Source organism: Pseudomonas sp. NPDC086581, assembly GCF_044746165.1.
Classification (GTDB): Bacteria; Pseudomonadota; Gammaproteobacteria; order Pseudomonadales; family Pseudomonadaceae; genus Pseudomonas.
The window spans coordinates 519,649-541,276 of the sequence record NZ_JBIVBR010000002.1; the positions used below are offsets into that span (position 1 = coordinate 519,649).

19 protein-coding genes are annotated in these 21,628 nt (G+C 64.2%); 13 read left to right on the forward strand and 6 right to left on the reverse strand.

Translation table 11 applies throughout. The features are described from left to right. Positions 1-52 precede the first annotated feature (52 nt). From nthB to ACIPK7_RS06615, 4 genes are all read right to left on the reverse strand, one after another. Positions 53-685, reverse strand: a complete 633-nt coding sequence (nthB, locus tag ACIPK7_RS06600) for a nitrile hydratase subunit beta (protein WP_401086625.1) — start codon at positions 683-685, stop codon at positions 53-55. Between the two features lie 2 nt (positions 686-687). Beyond that, positions 688-1,314, reverse strand: coding sequence for a nitrile hydratase subunit alpha (gene nthA / locus ACIPK7_RS06605; protein WP_401086628.1), 627 nt, complete (start codon positions 1,312-1,314; stop codon positions 688-690). A gap of 24 nt (positions 1,315-1,338) precedes the next feature. Then, on the reverse strand, positions 1,339-2,379 hold the full coding sequence (locus tag ACIPK7_RS06610; RefSeq protein ID WP_401086631.1) for a phenylacetaldoxime dehydratase family protein: 1,041 nt from the start codon (positions 2,377-2,379) through the stop codon (positions 1,339-1,341). Positions 2,380-2,478: 99 nt separating this feature from the next. After that, on the reverse strand, positions 2,479-3,345 hold the full coding sequence (locus tag ACIPK7_RS06615) for a transporter (RefSeq protein ID WP_401086899.1): 867 nt from the start codon (positions 3,343-3,345) through the stop codon (positions 2,479-2,481). Between the two features lie 376 nt (positions 3,346-3,721). On the opposite strand from ACIPK7_RS06615, the gene ACIPK7_RS06620 reads away from it, so the two are divergent. From ACIPK7_RS06620 to ACIPK7_RS06645, 6 genes are all read left to right on the forward strand, one after another. Beyond that, entirely contained in the window at positions 3,722-4,753 is a 1,032-nt protein-coding gene (locus ACIPK7_RS06620; RefSeq protein WP_401086634.1) for a helix-turn-helix domain-containing protein, read from the forward strand. Between the two features lie 141 nt (positions 4,754-4,894). Beyond that, a complete protein-coding gene (locus ACIPK7_RS06625; protein ID WP_401086637.1) occupies positions 4,895-5,242 on the forward strand; it encodes a metalloregulator ArsR/SmtB family transcription factor in 348 nt (115 codons plus the stop codon). A gap of 20 nt (positions 5,243-5,262) precedes the next feature. Continuing rightward, positions 5,263-6,546, forward strand: coding sequence for an arsenic transporter (locus ACIPK7_RS06630; RefSeq protein ID WP_401086640.1), 1,284 nt, complete (start codon positions 5,263-5,265; stop codon positions 6,544-6,546). Between the two features lie 27 nt (positions 6,547-6,573). Continuing rightward, complete coding sequence (locus tag ACIPK7_RS06635) at positions 6,574-7,044, forward strand: arsenate reductase ArsC (RefSeq protein WP_192431138.1); 471 nt, start codon at positions 6,574-6,576, stop codon at positions 7,042-7,044. 12 nt (positions 7,045-7,056) lie between these two features. Further along, positions 7,057-7,758 (forward strand): arsenical resistance protein ArsH, encoded by a 702-nt coding sequence (gene arsH, locus ACIPK7_RS06640; RefSeq protein WP_401086643.1) that lies wholly within the window; start codon positions 7,057-7,059, stop codon positions 7,756-7,758. Positions 7,759-7,765: 7 nt separating this feature from the next. Continuing rightward, positions 7,766-8,311: an arsinothricin resistance N-acetyltransferase ArsN1 family B gene (locus ACIPK7_RS06645; protein WP_401086646.1), complete on the forward strand. Its 546-nt coding sequence runs from the start codon at positions 7,766-7,768 to the stop codon at positions 8,309-8,311. A 180-nt stretch (positions 8,312-8,491) separates the two neighbouring features. On the opposite strand, the gene ACIPK7_RS06650 is transcribed toward ACIPK7_RS06645, so the two are convergent. Continuing rightward, entirely contained in the window at positions 8,492-9,871 is a 1,380-nt protein-coding gene (locus ACIPK7_RS06650; RefSeq protein ID WP_401086901.1) for an IS1182 family transposase, read from the reverse strand. A 281-nt stretch (positions 9,872-10,152) separates the two neighbouring features. Next, positions 10,153-10,875 carry a GntR family transcriptional regulator gene (locus ACIPK7_RS06655; RefSeq protein WP_401086903.1) on the reverse strand — a complete coding sequence of 241 codons (723 nt, stop codon included), beginning with the start codon at positions 10,873-10,875 and terminating at the stop codon, positions 10,153-10,155. Positions 10,876-11,014: 139 nt separating this feature from the next. Here ACIPK7_RS06655 and ACIPK7_RS06660 point away from each other — a divergent pair, with 139 nt between their 5' ends. From ACIPK7_RS06660 to ACIPK7_RS06690, 7 genes are all read left to right on the forward strand, one after another. Beyond that, a complete protein-coding gene (locus tag ACIPK7_RS06660; protein WP_401086649.1) occupies positions 11,015-11,830 on the forward strand; it encodes an ABC transporter ATP-binding protein in 816 nt (271 codons plus the stop codon). Between the two features lie 13 nt (positions 11,831-11,843). After that, entirely contained in the window at positions 11,844-12,833 is a 990-nt protein-coding gene (locus ACIPK7_RS06665; RefSeq protein ID WP_401086652.1) for an ABC transporter substrate-binding protein, read from the forward strand. Between the two features lie 7 nt (positions 12,834-12,840). Beyond that, positions 12,841-13,590: an ABC transporter permease gene (locus ACIPK7_RS06670; RefSeq protein WP_401086655.1), complete on the forward strand. Its 750-nt coding sequence runs from the start codon at positions 12,841-12,843 to the stop codon at positions 13,588-13,590. 42 nt (positions 13,591-13,632) lie between these two features. After that, positions 13,633-16,002: a hypothetical protein gene (locus tag ACIPK7_RS06675; RefSeq protein ID WP_401086658.1), complete on the forward strand. Its 2,370-nt coding sequence runs from the start codon at positions 13,633-13,635 to the stop codon at positions 16,000-16,002. Positions 16,003-16,227: 225 nt separating this feature from the next. Then, positions 16,228-17,901, forward strand: coding sequence for an arylsulfatase (locus ACIPK7_RS06680; protein ID WP_401086661.1), 1,674 nt, complete (start codon positions 16,228-16,230; stop codon positions 17,899-17,901). Between the two features lie 192 nt (positions 17,902-18,093). Further along, a complete protein-coding gene (locus tag ACIPK7_RS06685; RefSeq protein ID WP_401086664.1) occupies positions 18,094-19,146 on the forward strand; it encodes an AraC family transcriptional regulator in 1,053 nt (350 codons plus the stop codon). 151 nt (positions 19,147-19,297) lie between these two features. Then, positions 19,298-21,625, forward strand: a complete 2,328-nt coding sequence (locus ACIPK7_RS06690; protein WP_401086667.1) for a TonB-dependent receptor — start codon at positions 19,298-19,300, stop codon at positions 21,623-21,625. Positions 21,626-21,628 lie beyond the last annotated feature (3 nt).

Genomic DNA, 21,628 nt, shown 5'->3' on the forward strand with positions numbered 1-21,628 from the left:
CGACGAGGGGCTGATATTCCGGGAAGACCTCGCCGCCCCCAAAAGCTGTTCGTCAGGCCAGGAGCAGGTAGCCGCCGAACAGGTCGACCACCACCGTGCCTGCGTCCGCCGCATCGCCCCACAGTTCCTGGGTGGTGAATTGGACGTGGTAGGTCGGCTCCAGCGGGCTGTCCCGCCCGTGGCCGACGGCGTCAGGGAATGGCCACGAATGGCGGGTGCGGTGCAGCACCACGCCACGCTTGCCGCGCACATAACCGGGCATGCGGATATGTCCGGAGACGCGCTCGTCGCGGACCACCACCTCGTCGCCAACCTGGAACGGCCGGCGCGGCGGGTTTGCCTCGCGCCCGGGGCCCATCGGCAACGCCAGCGGATAGCTCCCGCCGGCCAGCTGCGCCAGGCGCTCCTGGCTCAGCAGGCCCTTCTCGACGAACAGCGAGGCGACACCGATGACGATGCGATCGTAGTAGCTGGAGGACAGGTAATGCCGTGGCTCCATCCGCTCGATGGCGTGCCGCAGCTCATCGACGTTGAACAGCCCGAGCTCAGCTGCGCCCAGGAACAGCAGGCTGTAACCCAGGTGTTCCCAGTCCTCGTGGAAGACGGGTTTGTAGCTCAGCGAATTGGCCACGTGGGCGACCGGCCCGAAACCTTGCAAGCCGCCAAGATCATGAATGCCGTCCATGTTCAGCTCACCTCCTTCGTCGAATCGCTGGCGGCGGGCACTTCCGGGCGAGCAATGCCGATCAGCACATCCTTGGTCACCAGAGCAGCGAGTTCTTCCTCGCTCCAGCCTTCGGTGCCTTCCGGGCGCACCGGCAGCACCATGTAGCGAGTCTCGGCTGTGGTGTCCCAGACCCGGATAGCGACTGACTCGGGCAGGTCCAGCCCCATCTCGCGCAGTACGCTGCGGGATTCGCGCACGACCCGCGCGCGGTATTCGAAGCTCTTGTACCAGTCCGGCGGCAGCCCCAGGACGGGCCAGGCGGTACAGGAGCAGAGCGTGCAGACGATGACGTTCTGCAGGGTCGGCGTATTTTCCAGGGCGACGATGTACTCGCCCTGCACCCCGGTGTAGCCGAACTGGTCGCAGGCTGCGGTGCCGTCGCGCAGAAGCAGGTCGCGATAATCCGGGTCAACCCAGGCACGGGCCACCACCCGCGCGCCGTTGGCGGGATCGAAGTCGTTCTCCATGACCTGCGTGAAGTTTTCAACATAGCCTTCAGGCACCACGCCTTTTTCTTCCAGGGCGTGCTTGAGGGCGAACGCGCGGTCGGCAGCGGTGCCTGCAGAGATGTTTGCTTTTTGATTCATGTCTGTCTCCTCGTGACTGGCCGCTCAGATGCCACGCATCAACCCGGTTCCGGGATGGCAGTTGAGGTATTCGTAGCGCTGGTCCTGAGCCCGCAGCACGCTGACTTCGTGGTAGCCCTTCCACTTGAGTTCACCCTGCAGCGACTGGACCATCCGCAGGAAGGTACCGAAGATCTCGATGTGCGTGGGATGGGACTCGGACCAGCGTTCCAGATGGGACATGGAGCGCCAGTGGCTGACGGAGAAGCTCTTTTCCTGGGGCTGCCCGTTGGCATCGATGTGCCGCAGGTAGCGGTTGCTGTAGCAGCCCACCGGCTGTCCCTGATCGCGCAGGAAGTCCATGCCGGCGCGCAGGACCGGTTCCATCTCGCCCAGATACAGCTCGCGCTCGCGACCTTGGGTCTCGCTCCAGTCCTGCCCGGAGCGGATCACCACCAGGTTTTCATGACCGCTGACGCTGACCATGTCCGATGCATGGCTGAAGGCGAGCTCGCCCGACGGCGTCATGGCGTCCGTTTGCGAAATAGGGATGCGGTCGCGCATCGATCCCCAGTAGCCATGCTCCTGGATCTCATTGCTGCGCGAGCCCATCGCCAGCCCCACGCCTTCCATGCCCTCGGGCATGGCGTACAAGGTCTCGAAGCGCTCGACGCCGGGCGTGATGACTTCGCGGAAGAACCCCAGACCGCTGCTTGCATCGAGGTGCGAAGGCCACGCCGCTCCATTGCGCTCGTCCGCTTTCCAGCGCTCGAAGGCCGCAGGATCATCCCAGTAGGCGATGGCGATCAGGTTATCGTAGCCATCCGTATCCCGGTAATGGGCGAGATCGTGATAGCGCGGACCGTCAACCTGCTTCAGGCTCTCCACGATCATGCGCAGCGCGGAGCAGGCCGCACCGAGCTGGCTTTCGCCCTTGCTCTGCACGCCGATGTACGCCATGACATAACGGGTGATCGCGGCATCGGCGCGGCCGACCCAGGCCGGGAACGGAGGGGTGTAGTCGTCGTCGACGCGGCGCGCGCGCGAACGGGGGCAAAGCAGATGCTTGTCGATTGCTGATTCCATGGAAGCCTCACAGTTTTTTGTTGTAGGTCGCCGGCAAGCCGGCGGTGGTGCGAGTGGGTCGATGCTGTGTCTGAAGACGGAGTGCCAGAAGACACGGCGTCAGAAGATGTGCGCGTAGCGCAGGTTCAGGCGGAAGTCTTCGCGCGGCCCGTTCTCCACCGCGAGGTCGCGCCCCAGCTGCAGCTGCAGCTGGTCCTTGGGGGTGACGAAATGGCTGGCGGTCACGCGGAAGTTGGTCGTGCGCTGGCGGTCATCCCGATCCACACCGTCCACGCGGGTCTCCCCGCCCCACAGCTGGCCGATTCCAAGACCGAGGCTGGTTGCCTGGTCCGGCATGTAGCGGCCCATGAGTTGGGCGCTGTAGGAGGTCTTCTGCTCCAGTTTGAGCGAGGCCGGGCCATAGTCGTCGTTGTTGGCGTACCAGATGACATCGCCGATCAGGTCGACGGCCCACTTGTCACTGAAGTGCTTGATGTAGGCACTCTGGAAATCGACCTTCCAGCGGTTCTCCCCCAGATTCAGCGCATCGTTCTTGTCATAGCTGCCCGTGGGCGCGAAGAGATAGGCGTTGACGCTGAAGACATCGCGAGCATCGTTGAGCAGCACCTTGATCGGTGCGGTAAGGATGAGATCGCCCGTGCCGCTGGTATCCCCCAGCGGCGATGCGTCGCCGTTGCCCGACAGATGGCCGAACGGCAACAGCACCTGCGGATCGATGGTGACCTTGTCGCTGAGCTGGTAGACGTGCAGCAGACGCAGGATGCCGACGTCGGAGGTGATGTTGAAATCCGAGCTGACGGAATGGCCGTCGCTACGTAACGCATTGGTCGTCGCGTGTTGGTAATAGACCAGACCGATGGTTGCACCCGCTGGGTACTGCTCGTAGTCACCCGGCGCCACCTCCACCGCCAGGGAGGAGAACGACACGCCGATCAGGATCAACCCCGCGAGAGCGGAGCGTTTCAGTTCGCAAAACAGGGATCTTGTTGTTTTCATGGTTTTGCCTTGAGCCGGAGCCCCGAAGGGCATTGAAATGCATGACCGTCCTGATTACCCGCCCCTGTTCGAGGATGGCGGTCCGACGCTCTGGCCTGTCTGCCAGGTCTTCCTTGTCACGGCTCAAGCATGAAACTCAAAGCGACGCCCTTCTTGGCTGAAGCGGAACAACAACTTTGTTCGAACGGCCCTTGCGTCCGGTTTGCTGGCGGGCAGCCGATTGCTGTTGTATGAAGGAATCAAGGGCGCGACAGCCCGATAGACGAAACCTTCGAGTCGGCCTTTGCGAGCGAAGGCAACGACGGATTCATCCTGAAAAGTAATGAACAACAGGGGTGCATCGACGATGGACAACAATCAAGGGGCTGAGCCGGCGCCATCGCCTGAGCTCTGGTCCAGTGACCGCATCGAACTGGCAACGCTCAGCAACTCATTCCAGGATCGGGTCGACTACTGGCGGGAAATGATCCTGCGGCTGTTCGCCGATGTCGAAATCGGCGCCCTTCCCAATCCGGCGTTCTTCGGCCGCGTGCGCTCACAGAAGTGCGAGCTGCTGCGCGTCAGCGACGTCGGCGCTTCGGCACAGGCCGTCAACCGCCGACACCTGCACCCCCGCTGTCGCGAGGAAGACAAGTACTTCGCCGTGTTGATGCTCGAAGGCAGCGAGTGCCTTGAGCAAGGCGACAGCCGGGCGAAGATCGGGCCCGGCGAGCTTTCGATCTACGACGCCACCCGCCCCCACCACCTCAGTTTCGACAGTGACTGGCGGCAGATCATCGTCAGCGTCCCGCGGGCCAGCCTCAATCAACTGGTGGTGGACATGGAGAGCCGGACGGCTACACGCGTCTCGCTCGACAACCCGACGGGGCGAGTGCTTCGCTCCTTCCTCGAAACGCTGAGCACGCAGATTGGAGAGTTCACACCGCAGGAGATGGCCAGACTGTCGGAGTCGGCCACCCACCTCATCGCCCTGACACTGGGCAACCTGCAGAACCTCGCCCCCGATCACTCTCGCTCACAGATGCTGACGCTCACGCGAGTGAAGATCTTCATCAACGACAACCTCCGGGACCCCGCACTGAGCGCGCAGCAGATCGCCTGTGCGACCGGCCTCTCCGCTCGTTATATCGGCAAGTTGTTCGAACGCGAGGGAAGCTCCCTGATGCGATACGTCCTGCGTCGTCGCCTGGAACGCTGCGGAGCCGAGCTGCGGAGTCCGCTCTGCTCAACACTGCGCATCTCTGAAGTCGCCTTTCGGTGGGGCTTCAATGACATGTCACATTTCAGTCGGGTTTTCCGCGACTTTTATGGTTGTAGCCCCAAGGAATGGCGCGCAGTACAGCTGCCATCGTTCGCAGCGAATACACTCTCTAGATAGGCCAAAGAAGCGTCGAGCGATGCACCTTTGTTTGCCAAGCTCCGCGAGCTCTGGGTCAGAGGCGGCCGCTCAAGTTCAACTGGGCTTGCGTCTTACATATGGAAATTCGTATATTCGCTTTTCCATATGTAAGGTGACGCCATGATCACTCCACCCGAAGTCTTCAAGAGCCTGGCCGACGAGACCCGCGCTCGCGCCACCCTGCTCATCGCCAGTCTGGGCGAGCTCTGCGTCTGCGAGCTGATGTGCGCGCTGGACGACAGCCAGCCGAAGATCAGCCGCCACCTGGCGCAGTTGCGCAGCAGCGGCCTGCTGCTGGATCGCCGCCAGGGCCAGTGGGTGTATTACCGCCTCAACCCCGAGCTGCCTGGCTGGGTGCACGAGATGCTGCAGGTCACCCTGCTGGCCAACGCGCAATGGTTGGCCGACAACACCCTCCGCCTGCAGAACATGGACGGCCGCCCCGTCCGTGATTCCGCCTGCTGCTGATCCCTTCGAGCGAGTCCTCCATGCTGGTCGCCGTTGCTGTCTTCGTCTTCACCCTCGTTCTGGTCATCTGGCAACCCAAGGGCCTTGGCGTTGGTTGGAGCGCCGCGTTGGGAGCGATCATCGCCCTGGCCGCCGGCGCGGTTTCACTGCACGACATCCCGACCGTGTGGGCCATCGTCTGGAACGCCACCGCCACTTTCATCGCCGTCATCATCATCAGCCTGTTGCTGGATGAGGCCGGGTTCTTCGAGTGGGCCGCGTTGCACGTGGCGCGTTGGGCGAATGGCAGCGGCAACCGACTGTTTGCCTTCTGCATACTGCTCGGCGCTGCTGTCTCGGCGCTGTTCGCCAACGATGGCGCGGCGCTGATTCTCACCCCCATCGTCATGTCGATGCTGCTCGCGCTGCGCTTCTCTCCCGCCACGACCCTGGCCTTCGTCATGGCTGCCGGCTTCATCGCCGATACCGCCAGCCTGCCGCTGGTGGTCTCCAACCTGGTGAACATCGTCTCGGCTGACTACTTCGGCCTGGGCTTCGCCGAGTACGCCTCGGTGATGGTGCCGGTGAACCTTGCGAGTGTCGCCGCCACCCTGCTGGTGCTGTTCCTGTTCTACCGTCGCGACATCCCGAGGCAGTACGCGCTCGATGCGCTGAAGGAGCCAAAGGCGGCGATCCACGATCGCGCTACCTTCATCGTCGGCTGGTGGATGTTGCTGGTGCTGCTGGTCGGCCTGTTCGCCCTGGAGCCGCTGGGCATCCCGGTCAGTGCCGTGGCCGCCGTCTGCGCGGCCATCCTGTTTGCCGTCGCCGCTCGCGGGCACCGCATCTCTACCCGTCGCGTACTGCGCGATGCGCCCTGGCAGGTGGTGATCTTCTCCCTCGGCATGTACCTGGTGGTGTACGGCTTGAAGAACGCCGGCCTCACGGACTTTCTCACCCAACTGCTCGACCGTCTCGCCGGACAGGGGTTGTGGAGCGCCGCCATCGGCACCGGCCTGCTCTCGGCGCTGCTTTCGTCGGTGATGAACAACATGCCCAGCGTGCTGGTCGGCGCCCTGTCGATCCAGGGCAGCAGCGCGGAAGGCCTGGTGCGCGAAGCGATGATCTACGCCAACGTGATCGGCTGCGACCTCGGCCCGAAGATCACCCCCATCGGCAGCCTCGCCACGCTGCTCTGGCTGCATGTGCTGGAGCGCAAAGGCATGCGCATCACCTGGGGCTACTACTTCAAGGTCGGCATCCTGCTGACCCTGCCCGTCCTGCTGATCACCCTTTCGGCCCTGGCGCTGCGCCTGAGCCTCTGATTTCCGCGTTGAGCGGAGGAGACCTCCATGCGAGTCCTGTTCATGTGCACGGCCAACAGCTGCCGCAGCATCCTCTCTGAAGCGCTATTCAACCACCTGGCGCCGGAAGGCTTCGAGGCGGTCAGCTCTGGCAGTTTCCCCAAGGGCCAGGTGCTGCCGCGCAGCCTCACCACCCTGCAGCAGGCCGGTATCTCCATCGAGGGCCTGAGCAGCAAGGGTAACGATGCCTTCGAAGGCAATCCGCCGGACATCGTCATCACTGTCTGCGACAAGGCCGCCGGCGACGCCTGCCCGGTGTACTTCGGCCCGGCGTTGAAGTCCCACTGGGGGCTGGAAGACCCGTCCGATGTAGTGGGTGATGAACCCGCCATCGACGCTGCCTTCCGTGCCACGCTGGCCCGCATCGAGCTGCGCTGCCGTGCCTTCTTCGCCCTTCCTTTCGCCACCCTCGGTCGCGACGAACTCAAGCGTAAGCTGGATCGCATCGGCGCTCTCTGAGCAGGAGGAAACATGTCCGAGCAACTGCCCAATCTCGACCCTTCTCTATTCGACCTGCCGCCAGCGACAGTCCGCACCAGTGAGCACAAGCCACGCATTTTGCTGCTGTACGGATCGACCCGCGAACGCTCCTTCAGCCGCCTGCTGGTGGAGGAAGCCGCGCGCCTGCTGCAGCACTTCGGCGCCGAGACGCGCATTTTCAATCCCTCCGGCCTGCCGCTACCTGACGATGTGCCGGTGGAGCATCACAAGGTGCAGGAGCTACGCGATCTGGTGTTTTGGTCGGAAGGCCAGGTGTGGTGCTCGCCGGAGCGACACGGAGCGCTATCGGCCGTGTTCAAGGCGCAGATCGACTGGATTCCCCTGGCGCTCGGCGCCGTGCGCCCCACCCAGGGCAAGACGCTGGCGGTGATGCAGGTCTGCGGCGGCTCGCAGTCGTTCAACGTGGTCAACCAGTTGCGCGTGCTCGGCCGCTGGATGCGCATGTTCACCATCCCCAACCAGTCTTCGATACCCAAGGCCTACCTGGAGTTCGACGACGCCGGCCGGATGAAGCCGTCGGCCTACTACGATCGCGTGGTGGACGTCATGGAGGAACTGGTGAAGTTCACCCTGCTGCTGCGCGACCGCCAGGAGTTCCTGGTGGATCGTTATTCCGAGCGCAAGGAAAGCGCCGAGCAGCTTTCCGCCCGCGTGAATCAGCGCTTGATCTGAGGCCGCCATGCCCATCGAAATCAGACAAGCACGCCCTGAAGATGCGCCGGCAATCCAGCTCATCTACGCCCCCATAGTGGCTGGCACGGCGATCTCATTCGAGGAAGTACCGCCGACCGTAGAGGAGATGCGCGAGCGCATCGTCACGACGCTGCAGGCCTACCCCTACCTGGTCGCGGAACGCGATGGCCGCCTGGTTGGCTACGCCTACGCCAGTCAGCACCGGGCGCGTGCTGCGTACCGCTGGGCGGTGGATGTCACCGTCTACATAGCGGACGGCGAACGTCGCTCCGGGGTTGGCCGCAGCCTTTATGCCGAGTTGCTCCCCATACTCGCCAGGCAGGGGTTCAACGCAGCCTATGCCGGCATCGCGCTGCCCAACGCTGGAAGCGTCGGCTTGCATGAGCGGCTGGGCTTCCGGCACATCGGCACTTTCCCTCAGGTCGGTTTCAAGCTGGGCCAGTGGCACGACGTGGGTTACTGGCGCTTGGAGCTAGGTGCGCCGGTTAGCTCGCCTGCAGCCCCTCGTCGCTATCCGGAGATAGCCGGCTGAGCGTCAGCTACCGACCTAGGCTGTGTGAAAACGTCGAAGTGCTTACACCAGAACCGAATTTGGGATTGGCCCTCGAAAGTGCGCGCGCCTAAAGCGATTACCGGCCGTTATCCAATGACTGAGTCTCCTGAAGCGGTAGATGGCTGTTTGAGGTGAGGAGCCGCAGGAAAATGACCGACCTCAGGCCCGCAGTGCCGCCATCGCACCGGTGACGCCGAAGATGCTCATCAGCCGTTTGAGGTTGTAGGCCAGCACATGCAAGCTCATTTCCGTGCTTACCTGGGGCAGCGCTCTGGTCAGAAAGTGCGTCGCGCCCATCCAATGTTTGAGCGCGCCAAATGGATGCTCCACGGTCTGGCGGCGCACGCTCATCATTTCCGGCTGACGATCCGGCCGCTGCTGCATGGCCTCCAGTACCGCTTCGTGCCGCCAACGCTTGAGTCGGCGGAAACTGCTGGTAGTGCAACGGCCTCGTATTGAGCAGCTCGGACAGGCAGAACTCCAGTAAGCATCCAGCTCGAGGCCATCTTCTACCGTCGAGAAGCGCTTGATTGCACGCTGCCCAGCAGGACATTGGTACTCATCATCAGCGGCTATGTAGACGAAGTCCTGTTTACCAAAACGCCCTTCAGCCTTGCTGCTGGAGGTCATCGGCTTGGGCACGAAGGGAGTAATGCCCACCTGCTCGCACGCCAGGATTTCCACCCCGCTGAAGTAGCCTCGGTCGGCAACGACGCTAAGGCGTTCAGACCCGGTGGCTTCGCGAGCCTGCTCGGCCATCGTGGCAAGCGCTGCACGGTCATGGCCGACGTTGGTGACTTCGTGCGCAACAATCAGGTGGTGCTGGGTATCGACCGCAGTCTGCACGTTGTAGCCGACTACGCCAGTGCCTTTTCCGCTGGTAGCCATGGAGCGTGCATCCGGATCGGTGAGCGAGACTTGTCCATCCGGTGCTTCGCGTAATTGTTGCTCCATCTCCTTGAGCGCCTGCATCTGCTGGCGGAGTTTCTCGATTTTGTCCTGGAGGCGGCTGGCCTTGGCTTCGGCGACATCGGATTGAGTTCGGTCGGCGGTGTCCATCGCTGCCAGATAACGGTCGATGCTCTTTTCAATCTGCTCCATCCGGGCGCGCAGCTTGCCATGGGGGAAGTTGCGATCACGGTTGTTGACCGCTTTGAACTTGCTGCCGTCGATGGCCACCAGCGACTGGGAGAACAAATCGAGTTGGCGGCACAGCACGACGATCTGCCGGCAGACATTGCGAATGGCTTTGCCGTTGTCGCGCCGGAAGTCGGCAATGGTTTTGAAGTCTGGAGCCAGTCGCCCAGTCAGCCACATCAGCTCGAGGTTGCGCTGGCATTCGCGCTCCAGGCGACGGCTGGACTGAATGCGGTTGAGGTAGCCGTAGATGTAGACCTTCAACATCACGGCAGGGCGATAGGACGGTCGCCCAGTTACGGCAGGCGTGGCCCCATTGCACTCCAGGGCCACCAAATCGAGTTGCTCGACGAACGCTTCGACCACGCGGATCGGGTTGTCTTCGGCGACGAAGTCATCCAGGCATTAGGGAAGCAAGCTGACGTGTGCTCGGCTCACCTCTTCGATGAATCGCTTCATACGCCGCCCCCGCTGACGTTGCTCCAGCAACTCTAGGCGAGGACGACGTTTTCACACAGCCTGGGTCGGTAACTGCCTCTAGCTTTTCCTGCCATAGGCCCGAACCGACAACACGCCCCCTGCTTCTCTGGTGATGCCTCTCAGCTCATGACAAGCAAGTCCGCGCAGCGTGCATCAACCTGTCGCTCTATCCGCCTCGGGCCGAAGGGGCATGTTGCTCTCCGTCACCGTGTCTTGAACACGCCGCTCAGCACAAAGGCATAGCGTTCGGGGCGAATGAAAAAGGTCGAGCGGTCGCAGCAGCTGTCGTCGTCGAACCAGGACGTCCGCTCCATCACCAGCAGCGCCGTCCCCCGCTTCACGCCAAGATGGCCAGCCAGCGTTATGTCCGCTTCCCGCGCCCGGATGGCCATGTCCGCACGCATCACCGCGCGCCCGGTCACGCGCTCGAGCACCGAGTACAGCGGCACCTCCGCCATCTCCTCCCAGTCCACTGCGCGCAGCTCATCAGTCAAATAGCTGCAGGCGTAGGCGATGGGCTCCTGGTCGACCAGGTGCAGGCGCTCGACCTTCACGCAGTGCCCGTCAAACAGGCCGGCGACATCCTCGGGCACCGCGCAGCGCGCATGCCCCAGCATGCGCATCGTGGGGTGCAGTCCCTGAAGCAGCAGCGATTCGTGGAAGCTGCGCAAGGCATCCAGGTTATGCCTCACCTGCTGCGCCGCCACGAAGGTGCCCTTGCCCTGCTTGCGCTCGACGATGCCCTCCTCCTCCAGCTTGCCGAGCGCCAGTCGGATGGTGACGCGGCTGACGTCGAAGCGCGCCATCAGCTCCGCCTCGGAGGGCAGCTTGCCGTCGGCGCCGTAGTCGCCCCGCTGAATTTCCTGCAGCAGCTGCTGGACGATCTGTTCGTAGAGAGACGTGGTACTTGCTCGCTGGAGAGTCACGTAGTTACCGATCCGCTGGAATGAAGCCGAGTGCTGGCGCTTCGCTTCTAAGGTTATGACCATTCAGTCTTGGGATAACTTGTATTAATACGTATTATGCCAGGCATCCTCCATTCTAGATGACTCGATGCCGCTTGCCATGTCCCACGCCGAACTTTACCTGCCGCCCGATGCGCTCAGCGTGCAGGACGTCGAATTCGCCTACCCGAACGGACACACCGTTTTCAGTGGGTTGAACCTGCGCGCGCGGCCTGGCGAGTTCGTTGCCATCCTCGGTCCTTCGGGATGCGGCAAGACCACCCTGCTCAACCTGCTCTCCGGCTTCCAGAAACCCGGTGCCGGCCAGGTGCTGGTGCACGGCGAGGCAACCCGCCCGGAACTGCCGCGCCTGGGCTACGTGTTCCAGAGCCCGCAGCTCTTCCCCTGGTTGAGCGCGCTGGAGAACGTGCGCTTCGGCCTCAGGCTCGCCGGCCAGGGCGATGCCGCGCAGCAGCGCCTGCGCGCGCTCCGTTACCTGCGCCTGGTGGGCCTGGAGCATGCCGCGCACCAGCTTCCGCGCCAGCTGTCCGGCGGCATGCAGCAGCGGATTTCCCTCGCCCGCGCTCTGGTGCTGGAACCCGAGGTGCTGCTGATGGACGAGCCGTTCGCCGCCCTCGATGCGATCAGCCGCGCCGCGATGAACGAAGAGACCCTGCGGCTCTGGGCAACCCTGGGGCAGACGGTTCTGTTCATCACCCACGACATCGACGAGGCCGTGTTCCTGGCCGACCGCGTGGTGGTGATGAACATCGCGCCGGGGGGCATCCACAGCGAGCTGGCCATCGACCTGCCGCGTCCCCGCAGCAATCTGGAAACCCGGCGCCTGCCGGCCTTCCTCGATAACCGCAATGAGCTGATGGCCCGCATTGGCGAGGTCATGGCCGCCTCTCCGCTAAGCATCGACACCCCCCACTGACAACGAGTCCCGCATGATCAAGAAACTGCTTCTGCCCATCGCCCTGGCAGCGACCTCCTGGATCGCCTGTGTCCATGCCGCCGAACCGCTGCGAATCGGCTACGTCTTCGCCATGGCCAACGCGCCGGTGCTGATCGCCGACAAGCTCGGCTACTACCGCGACGAAGGACTCGATGTCGACATCAAGGCACTGGGCGACGGTCCGGTGATCCAGCAGGCCCTGGCGGCCCATGAACTGGATGTCGCCTACGTCGGTGCGCCGCCGGTTTACCAGTGGTATGCACGCGGGCTCAAGAGCGTGATCCTGGCCAAGGTGAACTACGGCCAGGCCGCCGTGCTGGCGGGTATCCACAGCCCGATTCAGGACCTGGCCGGGCTTAAGGGACACAAGCTGGCCGGAGTGAAGAAAGGCAGCGGCATGGATGTTCTGCTGCGCGGCTATGTGCTGGGCGAGCGCGCCGGCCTGAATCCGGAGACCGATCTGGATATCGTCGACATGCCACCGGGCAACATGAACGCGGCGCTGGATCGCGGCATTGTCGATGCGGCGTTTTCCTGGGAGCCCTTCGTCAGCCAGGCGCTACTGCGCGGCTCGGCGCGGTTGCTGCTCGACGTCAACCAGGCCCTGCCGCAGTACCCCTGGTATGTCGTCATCGGCCTGCCGGAAACCCTGCGCGAACGCCCTGACGATGTGGTGAAACTGCTCCGCGCCCACCGCCGCGCCATTACCTACCTGAACGAGCATCCGCAGGAGTCCGACGCAATCATCGCCGACGCATTCCGCCTGGAGTCGGTGCAGCGCCCCGACGGCAGCCAGGCCGATGGCCGCGCCATCGTCGCCGAAGCGCGCAAGCGCCTGGGCTGGTCGGCCGACCTGAACGCCGCCGACCTGGCGTTCATCGAGCGCCTGATGGGCTATTCCAACGCGCTGAAATTCATGACCACCACCGTGCCGCTCAAGGACCTGGTGGACACCTCCTTCCTGCAGAAAGCCTCCCACTGAGTTGTCCATGAGATTGCCAACACCCAATTGGGGCTGGGCCTCACTGCCCTTTCTGCTGTTGGTCTGGATCGCCCTGGCCAGCCGCTTCCCCAGCTACGTGCTGCCGCAACCCTGGGTGGTCGGCGCCGAAGCGCTGCGCTGGATTGCGGACGGCTCACTGTGGAAGCAGTTCCGTGCCAGCGTCCTGGAGGAGTTGGCCGGCTTCAGCAGCGCGGTCATAGCCGCAGTCATCGTCGGCACTGCCGCCGGCCTGTCGCGGCGCTTCCGCGAGTTCGTCGCGCCGCTCAACAGCCTGTTCATGGCGATCCCGCCGATCGCCTGGGCGCCGCTGATTCTGATCATCTTCGGCCTCGGGTTCTTCTCGATCATGCTGGTGATCTTCATCGCGGCGGTGTTCCCGATGATCGTCACCCTGCAGGAAGGCGTGCTCGGCATCCGCGACGGCGAAGTCCGCGCGGCCAGGACGCTGGGCGCCACGCGTGCGCAGCTGCTCCTGCACATCTACCTGCCGGCCTCCCTGCCCTTCCTCACTGCAGCCCTGCGCATCGGTTTCAGCCAGGGCTGGCGAGCCCTGGTGGCCGCCGAAATGATCGGCGCCTCGCAGGGCATCGGCTGGATGGTTTCCATGGGCGGGCAGATCGGCAACAGCAGCCAGGTGCTGCTGGGCATCGCCGTCATCGGCCTGCTCGCCTGGCTGATGGAGAGCCTGGTGTTCCGTCGCCTGGAGCGCCACTACCAATCCTGGCGGGCCGCCTGAGGCGCCCGCACTCCTGAACATCCTTCGCAACGAGGTATCCGCGTGAGCCAGACTTTCGATCCCCGTGACGCCGGCGAGTACATCGCCCCGAGCGGACTCTACGAGCGCAACAAGGCGCGACCTTTCCTGGGCAGCATCCGTTGCGATCGGCAGACGCTGGTGGCCGGCCAGTGGGACGAGATCACCTTCGTCTACGAGGTGGGGGCCAGCGGCCTGGCCGATGGCGCCTGGCTCAAGCTGGCGTTCAAGTTCTATTCGGATTGGGCACTGTTCCAGACCTCTGACCCGCGCGCCGCCAACTATGTCAGTGCCGAATACCAGGCCGGCGATCTCGTGCCAGGCCAGAGCCCGGCGACGGTGCAACACCTGAAGGTGCGGTTCGACCAGAAGGGTCACGAGCGCCCCTTCCAGAAGGCTATCCTGATCGACATCGTGGACGGCTACCTGAACCCCGGCGACCGCATCGTCATCCGCCTCGGCGATCGACGCCAGGGCGGCGCCGGCACGCGGGTACAGAGCTTCGTCGAGAAGGACTTCCGTCTGCGCCTGTTCATCGACCCACTCGGCAGTTCGAAGTTCGCCGAGGTGCCCGGAGACCTGCTGCTGGACATCGTGCCCGGCGCCGCTGAAAGGTTGCAGATCATCGCGCCGCGCCTGGTGGGCGAAGGCCAGCCGTTCGACCTGCTGGTGCGGGCCGACGATGCCTGGGGCAACACCTGCCGCTTCACGCCGATGAGCGGGGAAATCACCCTGGCCGGTCCGGGCGGGCACGTCCGCAGCCTGCCGTTCACCCTCGCCAGCGAAGGCTGGGCCATTCTGCGCGTACCGGCAGTCGAGCTTCCGGCCCAGGGCGAATGGTCGATTAGCGCCACCACCACGCAACCGGAGGTGCTGCCGGCCACGGCGTTCGTCAATGTCGACGCGGCGACTTCTGCCTTGCGCCCGCTGTATGCCGACCTGCACGTGCACTCCGATGACACCGTGGGCACCAACGACACGCTGTACAACCTGAGCTACGGCCGCGACGTCGCCGGCCTCGACGTGCTCGGTTACACCGCCAATGACTTCAACATCACCGAACAGCGCTGGGATGCTGCAGTCGCCCTGATTCACCAGCTCAATGAGCCGGGTCGCTTCGTCTGCTATCCGGGTACCGAGTGGTGCGGCAACTCCTGCGCAGGTGGCGACCGCAACGTCGTATTCCTGCACGACCGCAAGCCGGAGTTTCCCTTCGACGCCCGGGGCCGCCTGGTGCGCTCCTTCGAGTGGAACGAGTTCACCGCCGGCACCATCAAGCCCGGCGCGTGGCCCGTGGACGAACTCTACGCCGCCTACGCCCATGATCCCGAAGGTCACCTGATGATGCCCCACGTCGGCGGCCGTCGCTGCAACCTCGACTGGCACCATCCGCAACTGGAACGGCTGGTAGAGGTCGGTTCGGCGTGGGGGCAATTCCACTGGGTCTACGCCGAGGCGCTGCAGCGCGGCTACCGTGTCGGCGCCGCCGCCAATAGCGACGAGCACCAGGGCCGCTGTGGCGGCGGCGTACCGGCGACCGCCGTGTTCGGCTCGCGCGGCGGGCTCACCGGGGTGATCGCCGACAGCTTCGACCGCGCCGGCGTAGGCCGCGCACTGCGCGCCCGGCACACCTTCGCCACCACCGGCGAGCGCAGCGTCGCGTTGCTGCGCCTGGGCCAGCACCTGATGGGCGATGTGGTGACGGCCAGCGGCGAGAGCGCGCTGGATTATCGTCTGCTGGGGGATGCGGGCTGGGAACACGTCGAGCTGTTCCGCGGCGAGCACAGCCTGTGGTCGCGCAACCTGCATGCCGAGGCCGGCCTGTCGCCGCGCCGCATCCGCCTGCGCCTGGGCGGCGCCCGAATCAAGGATCGCTACCGTGGCGCCTACTGGAACGCCGAGATCAGCATCACCGGCGCGACCCTCACTGCTTTCCGCTTCCTTGGCGCCGACCATCCCGAACAGGTGGCATGGCGCAAGGACGCCACCACCCTGGCACTCAGAACCGACACCAACGGCGACACCGACAGCCTGGAGATCGACATCTCCCAGCTGAAGGGCGCGACCATCCGCGTGCATTGCCGGATCGATGGCTACGTGAAGGTCGGCGATCCGCTGGAGCCTCATCCGCATCCTCACGCTCCCACGGTGGTGCTGGAACTCTCGGGTGAGGAATTGCTTGCCGCTGGCGCCATCGTCAAGCCTCTGCCGGGAGCGGAGTTGCAGGTAGCGCTGGAGCAGGTCAGCGAAACCGCCCTGCCCCGCGACGTGTCAGGCCGCATCGATCTGCACTCGCTGGGCCTGGAGGAAGGCCGCGAACACCCGCTGTTCATCAGCGCCCGCCAACGCGATCAATCGCGCGTGTGGACTTCCGCGTTGTTCGTCACCCTCTGACCGCTCGGCCTGCTTGTCGGCCTTCGGCAAGCAGGCATTCCACAGGCCATCGCCACGCCTGCGGTTGCGCGTCGTGCAGCTGAAAAATGATTCGGCGGGCGTCCGCGTCTGCCCCTTTGAGCCATGCCGCAAAGGCATGAAAAGTATTCTCCGAAGGTAATGGCGTGCCGCTACGGCAATGGTCTTAATGGGCGCTGCCCCAGCCCCCTTCCTTCGCGAGCCGCCATGAGCAAACGCCCGAACTTTCTCCTGATCGTTGCCGATGACCTGGGGTTTTCCGACCTCGGCGCTTTCGGCGGCGAAATCCATACGCCTCACCTGGACGAGCTGGCTTTCGCCGGCCTGCGCCTGACCGATTTCCATGCCGCATCCGCCTGCTCGCCCACCCGCGCGATGTTGCTCACGGGCACCGATCACCACCTGGCCGGCATCGGGGCGATGGCGGAGTTCAGCGATGAGACCATTCGCCAACACCCAGGCTACGAAGGTCACCTGAACCAACAGGTGGTCACCCTAGCCGAACTGCTGCGCGATGCCGGCTACCGCACACTAATCTCCGGCAAGTGGCACCTGGGGCGCACCGCGGAAACCTCAGCGGCGGCACGCGGCTTCGAGCAGTCCTTCATCCTCGAAGGCGCTGCGCACAACCACTATGGCTGGTCGCCGCAGGTACCCGCGCACAAGATGCCGCGCCTGCTGCATGCCGTAGAAGGCACCTACCGCGAAGGACTCGAACCGCTGACCGAGTTGCCCGAAGACTTCTACTCTTCCGATGCCTTCGCCGATCGCCTGCTCGACTATTTGAGTGAACGTCGGCCGGACGAGAACCGCCCATTCTTCGCCTACCTGCCCTTCTCGGCTCCGCATTTTCCGTTACAAGCACCGGATGAGCTGATCGGAAAGTACCAGGGACGGTATGACAGCGGCCCGGATGCACTGCGCGAACAACGCCTGGCACGACTCAAGGAACTGGGCCTGATCGGCGAGAATGTCGAGGCCCATCCTGTCATCGCCGACACCCCGAGCTGGCAGGAGCTGGACGAGGACGGCCGGCGGCAGTCCGCAAAAGCCATGGAGGTCTACGCGGCGATGGTAGAGCGGCTGGACTGGAACGTCGGTCGCGTCGTCAGCCATCTGCGCGCCACAGGTGAGCTGGACAACACCCTGGTGATCTTCCTCTCGGACAACGGCGCCGAGGGAGCCGCGCTCGAAGCGCTGCCCATCGTCGGCAAACTTGCCCAGCGCTTCATTGGCAAGCACTACGACAACCGTGTCGAGAACATCGGCCGCGCCAACTCCTATGTCTGGTACGGGCCGCGTTGGGCGCAGGCGGCCACCGCTCCGTCGCGCCAGTACAAGCTGTTCACCAGCCAGGGAGGAATTCGCGTTCCCGCGTTCATCACCTGGCCGGGCCTGCGCCGACAAGGCGAGGTCAGCCACGATTTCGCCACCGTGATGGACATCGTACCGACGCTGCTGGAGCTGGCCGAAACCTCCCACCCGGGCAGCCATTACAAGGGTCGCGAAATACTGCCGATCCGTGGTCGCTCACTGCTCGGCTATCTCCAGCGCGAGACACAGGCACCGCACGCAGCCGACGAAACCACCGGCTGGGAACTGTTCCGCGCCCGCGCCATTCGCCAGTGCAACTGGAAAGCACTGTATATCCCCAAGCCTGATGGCCCCGGCCGCTGGCAGCTCTACGATCTGGCGCGCGACCCCGGTGAAATCCACGATCTGGCGGAGGCAGAACCGGAGCGGCTGCAAACCCTGAAGAAGCACTGGCAGAACTACGTCGATGAAACCGGTGTGCGCGATTTCAGTTTCGCTGGCCGGCTCAGTCGCGAACTGGCGCGTGGCCTGTTGCGTTTCTTCACTCGACAGCCGAGGACACTGTGAGCCTCTGCAAGGTTGACGTTTAAATCAGCGCTAACCCGGATGAGGTGATCGCTACTTTTTAGCTGTTTCAGTTATTTCAATAATAAAAATAATTACTTCAGGAACTATATAAAAGTACCCATCATGGCCAGCACAACGTCCTGAAGACCGGCGCCGGCTCACGCGCGGGTCGCACGCCAACCGAGTAGGCCAATGCAAGCCGACACCATTGCCACCTGGGCGCAGGTCATCGCCCGTGCTCTGCGAGCACATGGATACGACCCGCTGCCATTGCTGCGTACCGCCGGCATCGATGCGACGCGGCTGCATGACGCCAACCTGCGCATTCCGCTGGACCGCATGAGCGCTCTCTGGCGGGCGGTGGAGCGTACCACCGGTGATCCGGGCTTCGGCCTGGAGGTGGCGGAGCACAGCCTGCCGACGGACTTCCACGGTCTGTTGTTCGCTTTGCAGAGCAGCGCGACCGTGGGAGAAGCGCTGGAGCGCGTGGTGCGGTTTTCCCCGGTAGTCAGCACTTCGGGGCAGGTCAGCCTGGAGCGCGGGCCCGGCTTCTGCCGCCTGGTTTACCGACGCATCGCCCGCGCCCAGGTCGAGCAGATGGCCACCGAGGCGCTGCTCGCTTCCGGCCTGCGCCATGCCACATCGATCTGGGGCCTGGGCGTGGTGCGTTGCGTCCATCTCGACCGCCCGCGGCCGGCAGACAGCGCCACCTGGGAGCGGCGATTCGGCCAACGCCTAACGTTCGATGCGCCGAACAATGCCGTGGATTACGACCCGGCGCTGCTAGATGTCCCCCTGCGCAGCGGCAACCGCGAACTGGCGCAAACCCTGGACGGCAGTCTCAACAACTACCTCAAGCGCCTCTCCGGGCATGACCTGCCCGAACAGGTGCGCCAGTCGATCATCCGTCAACTGCCCAGCGGCGAAGTACAGCAAGCGTTGGTTGCCGAAGAGCTGGGCATGAGCGCGCGCAATCTGCATCGTCACCTGCTGCGCCATGCCACCAGTTTCAGCGAGCTGCTGGAAGACATTCGCCGGGAGCTCGCCTTCGACTATCTGCGCCAGGCGCAGTGTTCGGTCAACGAGGTGTGCTACCGCCTGGGTTTCAACGAACCCAGCAGCTTCAATCGAGCCTTCCGCCGCTGGACCGGACAGAGCCCGGGCCAATGGCGCCAGGGCGAGCTGGGTATTCTCGAACAGCCGCCAGCTACCCAGGCTGGTAAAGGGTTTGCCCTGGCGCTCTAGCTCGGCCCTGTCCGCAACGGACCATGGATTGTCCGCCAAAGCCCATCGCCTTCCATGGCGCTTGCCTAGCATCGGCGTCCAGAGGGGTGGCCAACCCCCACTTCGCCGACTGATAGCCGTGCGTGCCACGGCCCTGCTGCAAGGACAAGCCATGCAAAGATTCCCCCTGCGCGCCCGCCGTACCGGCCCGGCGTTGCATCCGCTGACCCTGGCGCTGCTGCTCGCCAGCGGCGGCGCGCTCGCCGAAGAACAGGCCAGCGCCTCGGTCGACGGGCAGCCCGTCGCCGACGCCCTGCAGACAGTCACCGTGACTGCGCGGCGCCGCGAGGAAAACGCCCAGGACGTTCCGACGCCGATTACCACCCTGGGTGGCGACACTCTCGAAAAACAGCGCATCTACAAAATCCAGGACCTGCAGCAGGCCCTGCCCAGCGTCAACGTCGCCTACATCCACGCCCGCCAGTCGAGCATCGCCGTGCGCGGCATCGGCAACAACCCGGCCAGCGATGGCCTGGAGGGCTCCGCCGGGATCTACCTGGACAACGTTTACCTGGGCCGCCCAGGCATGGCGGTGTTCGACCTGATGGACATAGAACAACTCGACCTGCTGCGCGGCCCCCAAGGCACCCTGTTCGGCAAGAACACCACCGCGGGGGTGCTGAACATCACGACGCGCAAACCGACCTTCACCCCTGAAAGCAGCATCGAAACCTCCGGCGGCGAAAACGGATACTTTCAGGGCAAGGGCAGTTTTTCGGGGCCACTGACCGAGACGCTTGCCGGGCGCCTGTCGCTCTACCGGACCCGCGACGATGGCTACCTGAATAACCTGGCTGACGGCCGTACCTTGCTGGGCGGCGAGCGCGAAGGCGTGCGCGGCCAACTGCTGTTCCAACCCAGTGAAGACTTCAGCCTGCGCTGGATCAACGAGTACAACAGCGAGAATTCCAGCCAGGGCAGCGGCGTCATCTACGGCGCTTCCAGCCAGTTCTGGCGCCGCGCCGCGCTGGTCGGGGCAAACCCGGTCGAGGGCAAATCCAACATCGATGGCCGGCAGAACGTCAGCGTCCATCAGAACGCCAGTTCTCTTGAAGCCAACTGGCAGCTGGGCGGCGGCTTCACCCTCACGTCCATCAGCGCCTACCGCTACTGGCACTTCAACCCGGCCAACGATTCGGACGAACTGGACGTTCCGGTGATCCGCGACCTCGGCTATGAGATCCACGACCGACAGTTCTCCCAGGAGATCCGCCTGGCCTCACCCACCGGCGGCGCCTTCGACTACGTGGTCGGCGCCTATGCATTCCGCCAGAGCCTGAACAATCGCTACTTCGTCGACCTCGGCCCGCTCGCCGACCTGAACCTGATCGGCGCCAACCTCAACGCGCTGAACAACGTGAGCAGTACCAGCAAGGGCTGGATCGACACCGACAGCTTCGCCCTGTTCTCCCAGGGCACCTGGCACCTGACCGACAAGCTCGACTTCACCGTCGGGCTGCGTGGCACCTACGAGGAGAAACAAGCGCAGGTCGAGCGCTACGCACCGCAAGGCGGAGCACCGGTCGCCGGCCTGCCGGCGGCCGTGCGCGCCAGCCAGGCCGGCGCCTATGACTCCGGCGATCTCAGCCTGCACAACGCCGCGCCCTCGGCGTTACTCAGCCTCAGCTACAAATTCGACGACAACCTGCTCGGCTACGCCTCGCTGTCCCACGGTGAGAAGTCCGGCGGGGTCAACCTCAGCGTCGGCAGCGCCCCCAGCGCAGGTGCCGACTCCTTGCTGGTCGGGCCGGAGCGTGCCAACGACGCCGAACTGGGCTTCAAGAGCACCCTCCTCGACCGCCGCCTGCAACTCAATGCCAACCTGTTCTGGACCGGCATCACCGGTTACCAGGCGACTACCTACTACCAACCGGCGGGGTCGGTCACCGGCTATCAAGTGCTGGCCAACGCCGGCGACCTGCGCTCGCGCGGCGTGGAGTTCGAGGCCACCGCCTTGCCGCTGCGCGGCCTCACCCTGAACTTCAACGGCTCGTTCAACGACGTCACCTACCTGTCGTTCAAGGATGCCCCCTGCCCGGCCGAAGTCAGCAGCCAACCTAACGCGCCGACTACCTGCGACCTCTCCGGCGAGCGAGTAATGGGCGCCTCGCGCTGGATCGCCAACCTGAACGGCGAATACAAGTGGCAGCTGGAAAACCGCTTCGAGCCCTACGTCACCGCCAGCTATGCCTACCGCTCCGAAGCCGAGGGCACGCTGGACAACTCCAACCTGTCGAAGATTCCCGGCTATGGCCTGGCCAACTTCTCGGTGGGTCTGCGCCGCGAGGTCGGCGACGGGCTGCTGGACGCCTCGTTGTGGGTGAAGAACGCCTTCGACAAGGAGTATTACCAGGCGGTCATCGCCTCCTCCAACGGCCTCTACGTGAGCTATCCCGGCCAACCGCGGGTCACTGGCGTGACCTTGCGCTACGACTTCTGAGGT